Below are 15532 nucleotides of genomic sequence, written 5' to 3'. Positions count from 1 at the left end.
GGCTCTCCGTCGACGGAACATGCGCGAACGGCGTCTCATACCCAGTTCCTAGCTCAAGACCGCGGCGAGCTCCGGTCCCTCGCCCTCGCACAGTCGCGCCATTGCGCGAGCCACGGCTTCGGCGCGCAACTCGATGAAGCTCGCGAAGTCCGGCCCGACCTGCGCCAGAAGTTCGGCGCCGACCACCGCGTCCGGATATGGCCCTGCATCTCGAAGAGCCGTGACGGGGATCACGTGACTCCGCAGCCGAGCCTCAACGGACTCCACGCTCGGAGCAGCCTCGGCGCGCGCTGCCAGGTAGGCGATCGGGTCGAGTCGACCGATCGTGCGATTCGTCCGCCACGTGATGAGGGCGCAGTTCAGTGCCAGGTTCGGATCGATTCCGGCGTCGCTGAGCAGCTTCGCCGGGAAGAGGTGGTGGTATTCGCGCTTTCGGACGTTGGAGGCGCTGAGTGGCGAGTCATCCGCGAAATCACGCGCACCGAAGTAGTTGGTCGCGGCGAGTATCGCGCGTGCGAGGCTGCTCCGCCCACTCGGCCACCCTGCGGCCTGGAGCGCCCGAGTACTGGGAAGCGGGTACACCTCGCGGTTGAGGACGGGCACGGTCGAGTCGAGCAATGCGAGCGCACCGGGTGTCGGCGCAGACGCGAAGGTGAGGAGCGGCTTGGCGTCTGCATGCGCACGAGTCGCCGCCGCGCCGTCGTAGCGTCCGGTGAAGAACGCGGTCCACAGGTACTTTCGGCCGACATGTTCGACCAGCCCTCGGGCGTCGCCGAGCTTAGGGGAACGAACGAACATCGCGGCCACGACAGGCACTGCTACGGCAGTGGGCAGTCGCTCGGCATCCCAGATTCGCATCTGCCCGAGAAGCTCGATCGCGTCGAGGAGGCCTTGTAGCGTGAGGTCCCATTCCTTGACGAGTCGATCGGCATCGAGGCTGAAGAAGCCAGACTTGTTCGGCGAGAGATCCTGGTGCAGCGCGATCGTCTGAAGGAGGAGATCGGACACGGAACCGAAAGGGCCGACGTGCGGATGCTGCGCGACGAACGTGTCGATCATCTCCTGCAGCCGAGCTCCCGTCGCGTTCTCCACCTCTGCGACGACGATGTCGAACGGGCGAAGCGGCTTTGCATTGGTGTTCATGTTGATGAACACCTCGAGAGCGACCGACTTTGGTGTGCTGGCGGGAAGATTCAAGTACGGGAGCCGATAGTGCTTGACCGTCTCACGGAGTGGAGAGACGACGTCGTCCTTGAGGAACCGTCGCCGCGCGTCGTAGGCCTCCATGGCGGCGAAGATCTGCGTCGCATCGGAATCGGCGTGGAGCGTTGGCTTGAGGTGCGAAGTCGCCTTCTCGATCCACGCTCCTACCTCATCGTCCGACGCGGGGTCCAGAAGGTGCACGGGAACCAGACCTCGCTGTGCGCATTGAGCGGGGTCTTCGGTCCAGCGTGGCATCAACTGCCCGTTCTTGTTCTTCCACGTCGTGTACGACCAGACGTCGACGCCGTCACCATCGTTCTGCGGGTCCTCGTCGAGCAGGGGGTGATGGACGAAGAACTTGCGATCCTCGTAGTTGCCCTTGAGTGAGCGCCAAAGCGCGGTGAGTCGTTGCTGCCCGTCGAGAAGGTGCTCCGTGACCTTCGCATGCGTCTGCGGAGCGGTTACCAGCGGCCGCGAATGGAACTGCTCTTCCTCGCCGACGTCGAGGACAAGAGTGATTCCCAGCGGAAGATCACGGATGATCGTGCGCAGCATTGACTCGATTCGGCGTCGGTCCCAGGCCTCACCGCGCTGAAAACTTGGAAGGTGAAGCTTGCCGGCCGCGATATCGGAGAGCCACTGGTGGACGGGCCGATCAAGGGCTTTGCTCCCGGTGCTCATGACTCGCCCACCTCGCTCTTCGGGTTGCGGCGTCTGAATGTGCGTCCGGCGAAGTCGGCGAACGATCCCGCGATCTCCTTGGCCTTGTCCACGCCCTCAGCGCCGATGCGTGTGGCGGCCTCGACGCCTTCTGTGCCGAGGCGGCGCGCCGTGTCTACGCCGTCGCTGCCGGCTCGGAGCAAGTCATCGCGGGTGTCCGCAACTGCGGCCGACCAACGCCGGGACTCAAGCTCGTCTGGGGCCGCTTCGACGCCGAGGTGATCGTGGAAAGTTCCGACAGAGTCATTGACTGCGTTCCTCGACCGAACAATCGCCGGAGACTCGATGGGATTGAAGAGCACCTTCGAGTTCGCAAGCGACGCTGCCACGTCCATGCGATTGAGGAGCTGCCGCGTGGCTTGTGTGATCACCTCCGCGCGGTTGGCGCGAGCCGTTCGGAGCGCGATTCGGTGACGGTCGAGTTCCTCGGGAGATGTCTGGAGGACGCGGTCGAGTTCGATGACCCCTGTCGCCTCCTGCAGGTAGAAGCAGTGTGCGAGCACAGCGAGCCAATCCTGCACGTGACGGTCGACGTTCTTCGACAGGTCGGCGAGTTCATTGACGGACTTGCTTTCTAGCTTTTCCGCAAGGGCATCGATCTGGCGCAAGGCGTATGCCTGGGTGCGAGCGATCGTCATCGCCGATCCCTGCACCTTTGACCAAGTCACGTCTGAAACGCCACCGACTTCCTTTCGGATGGTCAGCGCCTCTTCGAGCATCATGTCCACGCCGATCATGTCCGCGAGCACAGCATCTTTCTGCGCTCGGAGCACGTCATCGACCTTCTCGTCTATGACGGCGAGGTAGTCGGTGATCTCTTCCATGGTCTGCTGCATCGCAACCTGGGCCATGATTCCCGCGACGCCCGCGAGCATGGCTGGGTTCGTCAGCATCGATCCCGGCGTCTTGAGGAACTGCAGATTCTTCGCGAACTGCCCATTGGGAGCCCGGAGAGTCGCATGGAGATTACCGCTTGACGAGTTCGTCACTTTGGGCAGTTTTTGCGCGGCAGCCCACGACTCCTCAGTCAGCTTCATCCAGCGCCCGGAGTTCGCTGTGATCTCGGAGCCTGCCTTGAGAGCAGCGGCGCCACCTCCGAAGGCGCTCCCAAGCCGCGGAAGTTCAAGATCGCGAGACTCGAGGCGATTGGATGTCAAGAACTGTTCCACGCTGGACGCTGGGCCGATCAGCGCGAGCCCATCCCCGTCGGTGATCAGCTCGATCTCGGAGAGATCTACGTCGTCCATACGTGATGCCCTTTCGTGCGAAACCCCATGCGCGCCTATGAAGATCATGGCGTATGCGCACGACAACGCGACACTGCGCACCTCCCGCCCCCCTTCCCCCGTCCCCGGTTCCTCCGACATGATGAAGAGGACCGACCTCGAAGGAGTCCGCCGTGTCACTCACATCACCCCCGGCCCCGCAGCCCGACACCACTGCCGCCGGGCTCCCCGGAGCTGTGGTGATCATAGGCATCCGACGGCTCCTCATCTGGGCCCTCGTCGCGGGAGTCCTCTACTCCGTCTTCATGAGCGGCAGCAAGGGATTCTGCCCGGGAGGAATCGATGCCGATGGCGGGTTCATCGACGCGGAGGGCCGGTCGGTCGAGCAGGCTCCGATGTGCGTGTCGTTGGCACTCCGTCCCAGCGTGTTCGTCTATGTCGGCATCGCGCTGATCGTCCTGATCGCGATTGGGCGCGTCACCAAGGCATCGGATGAGCGCGCCGCCCTGCGGACACTGGAACGCGCGATCCGAGGAGCCGGTCTGCTCGTCGCCGTGGCCCTCGTGGTTTCGCACGTGTGGTTCCAGCTGATTCCGCTCGAGCAGTTCTCGTCCGGCTCCTGGTCCGTCTTCAGCCCCTTCCCACTCGGGGTCATCGACGTCGTGATCGAGCCGATGACGGGGCCCTGACGCCCGGACGGCAGGTGTTCTACCTCTAGATCGGATCTTCGGCCCCCCCGAAGGCCCGCCATCACGATTGCGGCACGTTCACGCCTCGGGTGCACGCGTCAGGTTAGCGTGCCTTCATGAAACGTCGGCGCGGTATTGCGATCCTGCTCCTTGCGCCGATGCTGGCATTGACGGCGTGCACGCCTGCCGCCACCGGAACGCTGGGCCTGCTCCGGCAGCCGGACGGCTCACTCGAAGTCCTCGTGCGCCTGTGCCACGGCTCGGTCGATTTCCTCGAGCTCCGTGCCGTCAACTCCTTCCCTCCCAACCAAGACGGCGATCCCGATGGGTGGACCAACGTCAAGACGAAGGAGTTCAACCTGTCGGAGCCGATCAGCGGCGAGGGTGAGGTGGCGATGCCGTTCCGCGAGCAAACACTCGGGAAAGACGTCCTCTTCGCAGTGAAGGCGTTCGGCGACAACGGCGAGAACGCGGAGTCCGGCCTCTTCAGCGCGAGCGAGCTGGCGGCCGTGAAACCTGGCGAGGTGCTCACGCCCATCGGGATGTTCGCGTCCGACATCTACGACTCTTCGGATGACCCCGTCGTGAGTCCCGAGGAATTCGAGCGGTTCGCAGAAGACTTCTGCTCGTGATGATCGGATGCCGACCTCGCTACCGCCCCGCCCGTACCCGCAGTCCGAATGCGATCCCCGCGAGCGCGATCACCACGATCCCGTACCCGACGCACACCGCTTCGAGCCCGAACACCCCGACCAGCGCACCGGCGATCACGGCCGGCACTCCGAAGGCCAGATACGCCAGCACATACAGGACGGCGAAGGTGTCGGCCCGCTGCGTCGCCGGGATCCGCGGAGCCAACGACGCGACGACTCCTGAGAACGCGGTCCCGAAGCCCATGCCGGTGACCGCCGCCGCGACGAGGTAGAACGGCAGCGACCCCACCCCCAGCGCGATCAGCGACAGCAGCGTCCCGACCCCGAGCGCTGACGTGCCGAACAGCACCATCGATCGCGCGGAGATCCGCCGCAGCACGAAGGCCGTCACCGCACCGACACCGGCGAGCAGCACGACGCCGAGCCCCTGCCACACGTGCGCCTCCCCGCCGAGCTCGCCCCGCACGATGTTCGCGCCGAGCGACAGGAAGAGTCCGCCCGTCGCCCACCCCGCGATCACGGCCGGAGCCCCACGCCAGAAGTCGGCCCGAATCGCCGGAGGGATCGACAGCCGGAAGCTCAGCGACGCCCACGCTCCGGGCGTGCGGGGCGCGGTCTCCGGCACCAGCAGGAACAGCGCCGCCAGTACGAGGTAGATCGAGCTCAAGGGCGCGAACACGTCGAGCAGGGCCTCGCCGCTCACGTCGAGCATCACCCCGGACGCGAGCGCCCCGAGCGCGAGTCCGATCCCGGGGCTCAGCGCGTTCCACAGCGCCGCGACCCCGGCACGCCCGCCCGGTGCGAAGTCGAGCACCGTCGCCGACAGGGCCGAGATCAGCAGACCACTCGCCACGCCCTGCAGGATGCGCGCGAGGAACAGCACCGCGACGGCATCCGCGTGCCAGAAGAGGAACATGCTTCCGGCCAGCAGCAGGAACCCGGCGATCGCGACCGGACGACGACCCACGTGATCCGAGAGCGAACCGGCGGTGAGGAGCGTGAGCAGCAGCGCCACCGCGTACACCGCGAATACGGCGCTGATCACCACAGCCGGGAACCCGATGTCCTGCGCGAGCACCGGATAGAACGGCGACGGCGCACTCGCCCCGACCATCATCAGGATCTGCGCCACGATCGCCAGCACGAATCCGAACCGCGCCCGGGGGACCGCGCCGGGCGCGGTGTTGCCCGCCATCGACGGACGGATGATCGGCGCGGTGCTGGTCATGGCGACTCCTCATAAGGTTCGAGAATCATCGAACTATCGGAGCGTACTCGCCATCCTGTGATTGTTCAACTATTCTCGAACCATGCCTGGCGATCTCCCTCACCCGGAACGCTCCGAGATCCAGCTCACGGATGTGCTCTTCGCGCTCAGCGACCCCGAGCGCCTCGCCATCGCGCGCCAGCTCGCCGACGGACCCCTCGACATGGCCGCCTGCCATGCCACCGATCCGAACCTCCCGAAGTCGACCAAGTCGCACTTCATGAAGGTGCTGCGCGAAGCCGGAGTCATCCGCAACGAGCCCAACGGGCGCCGGCGGATGCTGACGCTCCGACGCGACGACCTCGACGCGCTCTTCCCGGGACTGTTGGATTCGGTGCTGCGCACTCCGTGACCGCCCACCGGCCGTCGCGCGTGGATTCCTTGCTCACCCGCAAGAGTGAGTGTATAGTCACTCATGTGTCCAGCACTCGCAGTTCCATCCTTTCGACAGCCGACGCCCGTCGGCCCCTCGTGGCTGCGGCAGCGCTGGCGGCGTTCGCGCGCAGTGGCTATCACGGCACGACCGTCGCCGACGTGGCTCGCGAGGCCAAGATCTCGCCGGCCTACGTCTTCAAGCTGTACTCCGGCAAGGAGGCGCTGTTCGTCGTGGCGCTCGAGGCTTGCTTCGACGCGATCCTCGCCGCTCTCGAGGAGGGGGCGGATGCCGCCGCCGACACCTCGCCGGAAGGCGTGCTCGACGCGATGGGTGATGCCTACGCGCACCTCATCTCCGACCGGACGCTGTTGATGTTGCAGGTGCACGCGCAGTCGGTCGCCGAGATCCCCGCCGTCGGTGGGGCGCTGCGGGAAGGGCTCGAACGCGTCACGACGTTCGCGAAGACCCGTTCTCGGGCGAGCGACGACGACGTGCAGCGCTTCATCGCGTACGGGCAGCTCTGTCACCTGATCGTCACGACGCAGCTCGACGGGCGCCCGGGGGACTGGGTCGCCCTGCTGACCAAGGGGATCACGCACCCCGACTGATGCTTCTGTCGGAGGCGGGTCCTTTTCCGCGCCTTCAAGAGTGAGTGAGCAATCACTCAACACCTCCTCCACCCACAAGAATCGAGAAACGGAGCACGTCATGACCACCCTCACTTCCCTCCCGGCGGTCGCCGCACCGAGCAGCACGCGTCGCTGGCTCGCCCTCAGCGTCCTCGCCCTCGCCCAGTTCCTCGTGGTGCTCGACGCTTCGATCGTGAACATCGCCCTCCCCGTCATCGGGCGGCAGCTGGGCATGGATACCGCCACCCTCTCGTGGGTGATCACCGCCTACGTCCTCGCGTTCGGTGGCCTTCTCCTCCTCGGTGGACGCCTCGCCGACCGCTACGGGCATCGCCGGGTGTTCCTCCTCGGAGCGGCCGGGTTCGTGGCAGCATCCGCGCTCGCCGGTTTCTCCTTCTCGAGCGAGATGCTCCTCTCCGCCCGCGCCCTGCAGGGGGTGTCGGCCGCGCTCCTCGCCCCGGCCGCCCTCGCGCTGCTGACCCAGCTGTTCCCGGACGACGCCGAACGCACCAAGGCGCTGGGCGTGTGGGGAGCGGTCGCCGGCGCCGGATCCGCCGCAGGGGTGCTGCTCGGTGGGGTGCTCACGGCGACCCTCGGCTGGCAGTCGGTGTTCTTCGTGAACGTGCCGATCGGTGCGCTCGTGCTCATCGCGATCCCGCTGCTCATCACCCGTGACGGCCTCCGTGTCTCCGGTCGACTGGACGCTGCCGGCGCCGTGACCGTCACTGCCGCACTGGTCTCGCTCGTCGGTGCACTGAGCGCGGTCGAGCAGGTCGGGTTCGTGCATCCGTTGCCGCTGGGACTGCTCGCCCTCGCGCTGATGCTCGGAGGGGTCTTCGTGGCGATCGAGCGCCGCGCCGCCGCTCCTCTCGTCCCGCTCCGCGTGTTCCGGAACCGCAACCTCGCGCTCGGCAACATCGTCATGCTGCTGGGCGGGGCCACCATGGTCGCCCTCTTCTTCGCCCTCTCGGTCTACATGCAGGCCGTGCTCGGCTATGACGCCCTGACCGCGGGCCTCACGCAGCTACCCCTCGCCGGTGTGCTCGTGCTCGTCGCCGGCGTGGTCCCTGCCGTGATCGCCCGCGTCGGCACGCGGCCGGTGCTGATCGGGGCGCTGCTCCTCCTGGCGGCAGGGCTCGTGTGGCTCTCCGCATCTCCGGTGGATGCCGCGTTCCTCACGCACCTGCTCGGTCCGACCCTCCTGATCGGCGTCGGACTCGGCGGCGCGGTCGTCGCGACCACCCAGCTCGCCGTGGACGGCGTCGAGGGCGGAGAGGCCGGACTCGCGGGTGGACTCGTCAACACCAGTCAGCAGTTCGGTGGCGCGATCGGGCTCGCGGTGCTCGGCACGGTCGCCGGGCTCCGCACCGCGGCACTCTCGGCGGAAGGGTCCTCCCACGCCGAGGCCCTCACGGGAGGGTTCTCCTGGCTCTTTCTCGGCGCGGCTGGACTGGCGGTCGTCGGCGCGGCGATCGTCGCGGTCTGGCGACGCGACTGAGGGTGTCGGAGCGAGCCCGTGGACGACGGCGCAGGGCACGTTCTCCACGGGCTCGTTCGTGTGGGTGGGATCGAAATGACCTTCTGAGTTCGCCGGAAGTCACGGTAATGACAAGTGATGGTTGCCTTTTGTTTGGCATTCTGGCCTCAGATTTGGAACGGATGCCGAGATGGGCGGATACTTCTGGCATCCCGGCCGTCGTGAATCGGCTGGGGAATCGACATGCAGACCTCCACCGCACTCGCGCCAGGAACGACCATCGCCATCGTCGGCGCCGGTCGTGTCGGACGCGTGCTCGCCGGGGCTCTGCGCGCGGCCGGGTTCGACGTCCTCGGACCCCTCCGGCGCGACCAATCGATGCCGAAAGCGGAGATCGCGCTGCTCTGCGTGCCGGACCGCGCCATCCCGGCGGTGGCGTTCGTCGCACGACCGCATGTGCGGTTCGTCGGACACGTCTCGGGTGCCACCTCGCTCGACGACGTCGACTTCCGTTTCCACCCCCTGCAGACCTTCACGGGGACCGAGCCGCCCGACGTGTTCCACGGCATCGGCGTCGCAGTCGCCGGCCGCACCGACGAAGCCCGCTCTGTCGCCGAGCAGCTGGCCCGCGTGCTCGGGACCCGTCCGTTCATGGTCGACGACGAGCACCGCGTGAGCTATCACGCGGCCGCATCGTTCGCCTCGAACTTCGTGCTGACGGTGCTCGATGCGGCCGAGCAGCTCGCCGTCGCCGCCGGCATGCCCGAGGGCGAGGCCCGCGAAATCCTCACCCCGCTCGTCGGTCGCACCATCGAGAACTGGGCACGCGTCGGAGCGCAGGAAGCTCTCACCGGACCGATCGCCCGAGGGGATGAAGCCACGGTCGCGCGTCAGAGGTCGGCTGCGAAGGAACACGACCTTCAGGCACTGTTCGACGCCCTCGCCGTGGTCACCCGAACGATCGCCTCGCGGGAGGCAGGGTCGCGAGGGGTGCTGCAGCGGGAGGGGGTGTCGCGGGAGGGGTCGGGGGAGGTCACGTCGCGGGAGGGGGCGGGTGAGATGGCGTCGCGGGAGATGGTGTCGCGGGAGGAAGGGTCGCGAGGGGTGCCGTCGCGGGAGGCGGTGTCGCGTGAGGGGGCGCGGGGGAACCCGTCGCGAGAAGTTGCCGGCGAAGAGAAGGAGTCTTCTGTATGAGGATCCTCCGCACGATCACCGAGGTTCGGGCGGCCGTTCGCGACGCTCGGCGCACGGACTCGTCGGTCGGGCTCGTCCCCACGATGGGGGCGTTCCATGACGGGCACCTCTCTCTCATGCGTGCGGCCCGAGCGGCTTCTGATCTCGTCGTCGTCTCGCTCTTCGTCAACCCGACGCAGTTCGGCGCGAACGAAGACCTCAGCACCTACCCGCGCGACGAGGCGCGAGACGCCGCGCTCGCCGAAGCCGAGGGCGTGGATATCCTCTTCGCCCCCGCGGCATCCGAGATCTACCCCGACGGGTTCGCGACGAACATCCACGTCGCCGGCCTCACCGATGTTCTCGACGGTGCGAGTCGCGGCGCACATCACTTCGACGGCGTCGCCACGGTCGTCACGAAGCTGTTCGGGATCGTCCGCCCTGATGCCGCCTACTTCGGGCAGAAGGATGCGCAGCAGGTGCTGGTCGTCCGCTGCGTCGTACGCGACCTCGACCTGGACGTGCGGATCGTCGCGTGCCCGATCGTGCGCGAGGCTGACGGGCTCGCGATGAGCTCGCGCAACGTCTACCTCGATGCGGACGCCCGTGCTCAGGCGACCGCGCTCAACCGTGCCCTCGACGAAGCGACCGCGGTGTTCGACGGCGGTGCCCGTGACGCCGGCAGCATCCTGTCGACCGCTCGTCGCGTGCTGGACGAGGCCGACATCGATCCGGAGTACCTCGAGCTCCGCGATGCCGAGACTCTGCGCCCTCTCGGACGCGTCGACCGCGACGCCCTCCTCGCCGTGGCTGCGCACGTCGGGGCTGCTCGGCTCATCGACAACCACATCCTCTCCGGGGGCGACGTCGCCGCCGGCCCCACCGCGACGGAGGTCCGCGCATGAGTGCCCAAGATGCTTCCCACCCCCGTGTCACCCTCGCTACCCTCGCCGCGAAGAAGGACGCGGGCGAAGCGCTCGTCATGGTCACCGCGTATGACCACCCCAGCGCGCAGATCGTGGAAGCTGCCGGGGTCGACATCGTTCTCGTGGGCGACTCGGCCGCGATGACCGTGCTCGGCTACGACAGCACGGTGCCGGTCACGGTCGACGAGATGCTCATGCTCACCAAGGCTGTTCGCCGCGGATTGACCTCCCCGCTGCTCATCGGCGACCTGCCCTTCGGGTCGTATGAAGCCTCTGACGAACTCGCCCTCGCGACGGCACAGCGCTTCATCAAGGAGGCTGGCTGCGACCTCGTGAAGATCGAGCGCGGCGGCGCGACCGTCGACCGCGCTCGGGCCCTGGTTCGAGCCGGCATTCCCGTGGTCGGGCACGTCGGACTCACCCCGCAGACCGCGACGGCTCTCGGCGGCTACCGCGCGCAGGGTAGAACCGCCGAAGCCGCGCTCGCCGTGATCGATGATGCCCTCGCCCTGCAGGATGCCGGGTGCGCGATGCTCGTGATCGAAGCAGTGCCCTCCGAAGTGACCGCAGTCCTCATGCCGCGCCTCGACATCCCGGTGATCGGTATCGGCGCCGGAGCGGGTGCCGACGGGCAGGTGCTCGTCTTCCACGACCTCCTCGGGCTCTATGACGGCGGGGCAGCAAAGTTCGTCAAGCGCTACGCCGATCTGCGCAGTGCGGCCATCGACGGCGTCGAGGCATACGCGCGGGAGGTGCGCAGCGGTGTGTATCCCTCGGCGGAGCACGGCTACACGATGGCGCGCGGTGAGGCGGCGCGCCTGGAGGAGATGCTCGCGACGCGCTGATCCAGCCGGCGCGTGGCCGATCGCCGGCCCCATCGAGAGCATCGCGGGCGTGCGACTCGCATCCGGGGTCATTGTGTGGGGTCATGTTTGCATGGTACATAGTTTCGAAGACGCTTGGTGTGTGATCCCGCGCTTGTGGATAGTTTGCATGGATTCTTGGCGATATTCCGGCATTTAATCGAATAAAGCTTCGAAAGTAGAGCCATTCCGGGTTAGAGTGAAGCATGTCCACTTTGACCGGGTTGCACGAGGCGATGGCTCGCCTCGATGACGCGTGGTCGCGCGCCGAGGAGACCGACGATCTGTCTCGAGCGCAGCTGATCGCCGTCAATGATGCGATCGGTCTGTTGCAGCGGCGTCTGGATGCTGTGCACGTGGAGGTGGCGGCTGGTATCTCACGCGAGTCGCGCCCCGAGTTGGGAGCAGAGAGCCTCGCGAAGCAACAGGGCTTTCGGAGTCCGGCGAAGCTGATCGCAGCGACGTCGGGGGTATCGACGGGTGATGCGCAGCGTCTCGTCAAGGTCGGCGAGGCGACGGCGCCGCGTATGGACCTGATCGGAGCGCGCTTGCCGGCGAGGTATCCGCTCGTACGCGAGGCGCTGGCCACCGGGGCTCTCAGTGCGCAGGCGGCGGCGATGATCGTCGGGCTGCTGGATCGGTGTCGAGTGGCTGCCGGCCCGGAACGCATCGCCGAGGGGGAGCGGGTGCTCGCCGAGAAGGCTCAGGGCCTCGCGCTCGACGACGTCCGCAAGCTCGTGGTCCGCGCGGAGGCGTGGCTCGACCCGCACGGGGTCGAGCCGAAGGAGGAAGAGCGCCGCGGAAAGCGTGCGCTGACGCTGTTCGAGCGTGATGGCATGGTGCATCTGAGCGCGGTGCTGGATGCGGAATCGGCGGCTCCGGTCGTGACGGCGATCCGGGGGTATGTCTCAGCGGCGTTCGCAGCGCGGAAAGATGCGCCGGATCCCGATGCAGTCGATGCGGATCGTCGTTCGGTGCCGATGCTGCAGGCGGATGCACTGGCCGTGTTCGCAGCTCATGTTCTCGGGTGTGCGCAGCGGGTGCCGTTGGCGGGTGCGACGGTCGTGGTGCGGATGCGGCTGGAGGATCTGGAGTCCGGATCCGGAGCCGCAGAGGTCGACGGGATCGAACAGCCGGTCAGTGTCGGTGCGGCGCGGCGGATGGCCGCGGGCGGGGCCGTGATCCCGTGCGTGCTCGGCGGTGCGAGCGAGGTTTTGGACTGGGGCCGGGAGAGACGCCTGTTCACCCGGGCGCAACGGTTGGCTCTGGTGGAGCGGGACGGTGGGTGCGCGATGTGCGGGTTGCCGCCGGAGATGACGAAGGCGCATCACATCCGCTGGTGGAGGCGAGATCGAGGGCCGACGGATCTGTCCAATGGGGTGCTGCTGTGTGAGACCTGTCACCATCGCATTCACGACAACGAGTGGGAGATCCGTATCGATGGGGCTGGCCCGGTAGGACGGGTGTGGTTCATTCCACCCGGATACGTCGACCCCGCCCGCACGCCGCGCCTGGGGGGACGAGCGCGCTTCGACATTGCGGCCTGAGGGCGACACCGCGCGAGGGTTCCGGTTGTCGGCGAGTGGTTGTCAGAGGGCGGTTGTCAGAGGGGGGTTGTCGGGGAGTGGTTATCAGAGCGAGTGGCTGTCGGCGAGTGGTTGTCAGAGATCGGCCGTCGGAGGGCGGTGATCAGCGGGGCCCTTCGCGCTCTGAGCCGGGAGGGGCGGCGCCCGAGAACGTGTCGCAGAGCGAGAACTCCCACCCAACCCACAGCCTGAACGATATATCGTTGAGTATCGTTCACCACAGCAGGAGGTCATCATGAACAACGCATTCCCCTCCAACCCGTTCGGCGGCAACGGCGGCTCCGGGAACAACGGCGGCTCCGGCGGACCGGGCGGAATCTTCGGTGGATCCGGGTTCGGATCCGGCTCCGGGTTCGGCACAGGCCCCGGCGGGCCCGCCGCCGCGATCTTCGAAGCCATGGACCAGCTCCGCAAGTCGTTCGAGTCCCGCCCGTCCGGCGGCTCGCGCATGGCCCGCGGCGACGTCCGCGCCGCCGTGCTCTCACTCCTCGCCGAGAAGCCCATGCACGGCTACCAGATCATCAACGAGATCGCCGAGCGCAGCGGCGGCACCTGGAAGCCGAGCGCCGGCTCCGTGTACCCCACTCTGCAGCTGCTCGCCGACGAAGGACTCATCGAGGCCGAGGAGCAGAACGGCCGCAAGACCTACTCGCTCACCGAGGCCGGCCGCGCCGTCGCCGACGAGAGCTCCGAGACCCCGGCTCCCTGGGAGTCGTCGTCCGGCAAGGACGGCCACCGAGACAGCGCCCGGTTCAATGCACTCCCGAAGGCGGGCGTCGACCTCGCCGCCGCTGCCGCCCAGGTCGGACGAAGCGGCTCGCCCGAGCAGGTGCAGCAGACGATCGAGGTCCTCGACGAAGCCCGCCGTAGGCTGTACTCGATCCTCGCGCAGGACTGACCGCGCAGTGCGGCGGCATCGAGTGAGGACCTGCGAAAGGGCCACACGATGACGGATGCTGCGGCACGGGGCGCCCACCGCGCCCGGTACCGCCGCATCCTGTCGTTCGCCGGCCGGGAGTTCCTCAAGATCTGGTGGTTCGAGCTCGTCCTCCCGCGCCTCGGCATGAGCAGGGTCGCCGAGCGCACACGCGGGCCACGGATGCAGACGTTCGCGCGCCGCTTCCACACGCTCGCCGTGGAACTCGGCGGACTCATGATCAAGGTCGGACAGTTCATGTCGTCGCGCCTCGACGTGCTCCCTCCGGAGATCACCAAGGAGCTCGAAGGGCTGCAGGACGAAGTCCCCGCCGTCCCGACCGCCGCGATCCGCGCGCTCGCCGAGGCCGAACTGGGCATCCCGCTCGAACGCGCCTACGCCTGGTTCGACGACACCCCGGTGGCGGCGGCCTCACTCGGCCAGGTGCACCGTGCCCGACTCTCCGCACTCGACGCTGCCGACACCGGCCTCGAAGACGTCGTGGTCAAGGTGCAGCGCCCCGGGATCGACGAGATCGTCGCCGTCGACCTCGCGGCGCTCCGTCGGGTCGCACGCTGGCTGACCCGCGTGCGCCTCGTCGCCGACCGCGTCGACGCGCCCGCGCTCGTCGAGGAGTTCGCCGAGACCAGTCGCGAGGAGATCGACTACCTGCACGAAGCCGCGAGCGCCGAACGGTTCCGCGAGAACTTCGCCGACGACCCCCGGGTCGGCATGCCGGAGATCGTGTGGGAGCGATCGACCCGCCGCGTGCTCACGCTGTCCGACGTCACCGCCATCAAGATCAACGACACGGATGCGCTGCGGGCTGCCGGCATCGACCCCGCCCAGGTCGCCGAGGTGTTCGCCGAGGTCATGTTCGACCAGGTCTTCACGCACAGCTTCGTGCACGCCGATCCGCACCCCGGCAACATCTTCGTCACGCCGACCTCTCCGACCCCGCCGACCACGCCGACGGCGGATACGACAGATGCGACGCCCGGCGGCTTCCGGCTCACGTTCATCGACTTCGGCATGATGGCCGAGATCCCGGCGAGCCTCCGCGACGGCCTGCGCACCCTCCTGATCGCGGTCACCGGCCGCGACAGCCGGGGCCTCGTCGCTGCGGCCCAGGAGATCGGGGTCCTGCTGCCCTCCGCCGACACCCGCGAACTCGAACGCGCCCTCACCGCCCTGTTCGCCCGGTTCGGGGGCATGGGATTCGCCGAGCTCAGCAAGGTCGACCCCCGCGAGTTCCGTGACTTCGCGGAGGAGTTCGGCGACATGGTGCGCTCGCTCCCGCTGCAGCTGCCCGAGAACATGCTGCTGCTGATCCGCGCCGTCTCGCTGACCTCGGGCATGTGCAGCGGCCTCGACCCCACGTTCAACGTCTGGGACGCCGCCGAACCCTACGCCGGCCGTCTGCTGCGCGACGAGAGCGGCAACATCGTGCAGGCGTTCGCGAGCCAGGCGATGGACACGATGAACACGACCTGGCGCCTGCCGAAGCGCATCGACGACATCATCACCCGCGTCGACGACGGCACCGTCTCGTTCGACACTTCGCGCCTGGAACGCCGCCTCGATCGGCTCGAGGGCATCGCCCGGCGGATTGCCTCGGGCGTGCTCTTCGCGGCGATGCTCATCGGCGGCGCACTGCTCGTGCCCGCGATGCCCCCGCTGGGCATCACGCTGATCTGCGTCTCGGCGCTCCCCCTGCTGCACTCCCTGTTCGCCGGCGTCGGCCGACGGGGCCCGCGGTAGGCGCGGCACGCCCGAGAAACCCGCAGCGTCGAGCATGCACTCGCGCCCCCGCAGGCCCGGGGCGCCG

Annotated in this window: 14 protein-coding genes; 11 read left to right on the top strand and 3 right to left on the bottom strand. The window is 67.7% G+C overall.

The window, feature by feature from the left end:
- Positions 1-48: 48 nt before the first annotated feature.
- Positions 49-1884 (bottom strand): DUF262 domain-containing protein, encoded by a 1836-nt coding sequence (locus ACLF6J_RS09855; protein WP_134352728.1) that lies wholly within the window; start codon positions 1882-1884, stop codon positions 49-51.
- A complete protein-coding gene (locus tag ACLF6J_RS09850; RefSeq protein ID WP_134352729.1) occupies positions 1881-3170 on the bottom strand; it encodes a hypothetical protein in 1290 nt (429 codons plus the stop codon). The genes ACLF6J_RS09855 and ACLF6J_RS09850 overlap by 4 nt, the downstream gene beginning before the upstream one ends.
- Positions 3171-3322: 152 nt before the next feature.
- Here ACLF6J_RS09850 and ACLF6J_RS09845 point away from each other — a divergent pair, with 152 nt between their 5' ends.
- On the top strand, positions 3323-3838 hold the full coding sequence (locus ACLF6J_RS09845; RefSeq protein ID WP_244093563.1) for a hypothetical protein: 516 nt from the start codon (positions 3323-3325) through the stop codon (positions 3836-3838).
- Positions 3839-3954: 116 nt separating this feature from the next.
- Positions 3955-4470 (top strand): hypothetical protein, encoded by a 516-nt coding sequence (locus ACLF6J_RS09840; protein WP_134352730.1) that lies wholly within the window; start codon positions 3955-3957, stop codon positions 4468-4470.
- A gap of 19 nt (positions 4471-4489) precedes the next feature.
- On the opposite strand, the gene ACLF6J_RS09835 is transcribed toward ACLF6J_RS09840, so the two are convergent.
- Entirely contained in the window at positions 4490-5719 is a 1230-nt protein-coding gene (locus ACLF6J_RS09835) for an MFS transporter (protein WP_208526499.1), read from the bottom strand.
- 82 nt (positions 5720-5801) lie between these two features.
- On the opposite strand from ACLF6J_RS09835, the gene ACLF6J_RS09830 reads away from it, so the two are divergent.
- The 9 genes from ACLF6J_RS09830 to ACLF6J_RS09790 all read left to right on the top strand — a co-directional run bounded on the left by ACLF6J_RS09830 (position 5802) and on the right by ACLF6J_RS09790 (position 15465).
- Positions 5802-6110 (top strand): ArsR/SmtB family transcription factor, encoded by a 309-nt coding sequence (locus ACLF6J_RS09830; protein ID WP_134352731.1) that lies wholly within the window; start codon positions 5802-5804, stop codon positions 6108-6110.
- A 65-nt stretch (positions 6111-6175) separates the two neighbouring features.
- The gene (locus tag ACLF6J_RS09825) at positions 6176-6742 is read left to right on the top strand and encodes a TetR/AcrR family transcriptional regulator (RefSeq protein WP_134352732.1); all 567 of its coding nucleotides are present in this window, start codon (positions 6176-6178) and stop codon (positions 6740-6742) included.
- A gap of 100 nt (positions 6743-6842) precedes the next feature.
- Complete coding sequence (locus ACLF6J_RS09820; protein ID WP_134352733.1) at positions 6843-8261, top strand: MFS transporter; 1419 nt, start codon at positions 6843-6845, stop codon at positions 8259-8261.
- A 222-nt stretch (positions 8262-8483) separates the two neighbouring features.
- A complete protein-coding gene (locus tag ACLF6J_RS09815) occupies positions 8484-9434 on the top strand; it encodes a Rossmann-like and DUF2520 domain-containing protein (RefSeq protein ID WP_134352734.1) in 951 nt (316 codons plus the stop codon).
- Positions 9431-10318, top strand: coding sequence for a pantoate--beta-alanine ligase (gene panC, locus ACLF6J_RS09810; protein WP_134352735.1), 888 nt, complete (start codon positions 9431-9433; stop codon positions 10316-10318). The genes ACLF6J_RS09815 and panC overlap by 4 nt, the downstream gene beginning before the upstream one ends.
- Positions 10315-11184 carry a 3-methyl-2-oxobutanoate hydroxymethyltransferase gene (gene panB / locus ACLF6J_RS09805; RefSeq protein WP_134352736.1) on the top strand — a complete coding sequence of 290 codons (870 nt, stop codon included), beginning with the start codon at positions 10315-10317 and terminating at the stop codon, positions 11182-11184. Before panC ends, panB begins: the two co-directional genes overlap by 4 nt.
- Positions 11185-11408: 224 nt before the next feature.
- Complete coding sequence (locus ACLF6J_RS09800) at positions 11409-12749, top strand: HNH endonuclease (protein WP_244093565.1); 1341 nt, start codon at positions 11409-11411, stop codon at positions 12747-12749.
- Positions 12750-13023: 274 nt separating this feature from the next.
- Positions 13024-13686 (top strand): PadR family transcriptional regulator, encoded by a 663-nt coding sequence (locus ACLF6J_RS09795; protein WP_208526500.1) that lies wholly within the window; start codon positions 13024-13026, stop codon positions 13684-13686.
- A 48-nt stretch (positions 13687-13734) separates the two neighbouring features.
- Positions 13735-15465, top strand: a complete 1731-nt coding sequence (locus tag ACLF6J_RS09790; RefSeq protein ID WP_134352737.1) for an ABC1 kinase family protein — start codon at positions 13735-13737, stop codon at positions 15463-15465.
- Positions 15466-15532: the final 67 nt, after the last annotated feature.

Origin of the sequence: Microbacterium sp. IO18, assembly GCF_049099505.1 — a bacterium.
GTDB lineage: Bacteria > Actinomycetota > Actinomycetes > Actinomycetales > Microbacteriaceae > Microbacterium > Microbacterium aurugineum.
The sequence above is the reverse complement of the archived record's forward strand: the minus strand, read 5'-3'. Positions and strand labels throughout refer to the sequence as shown.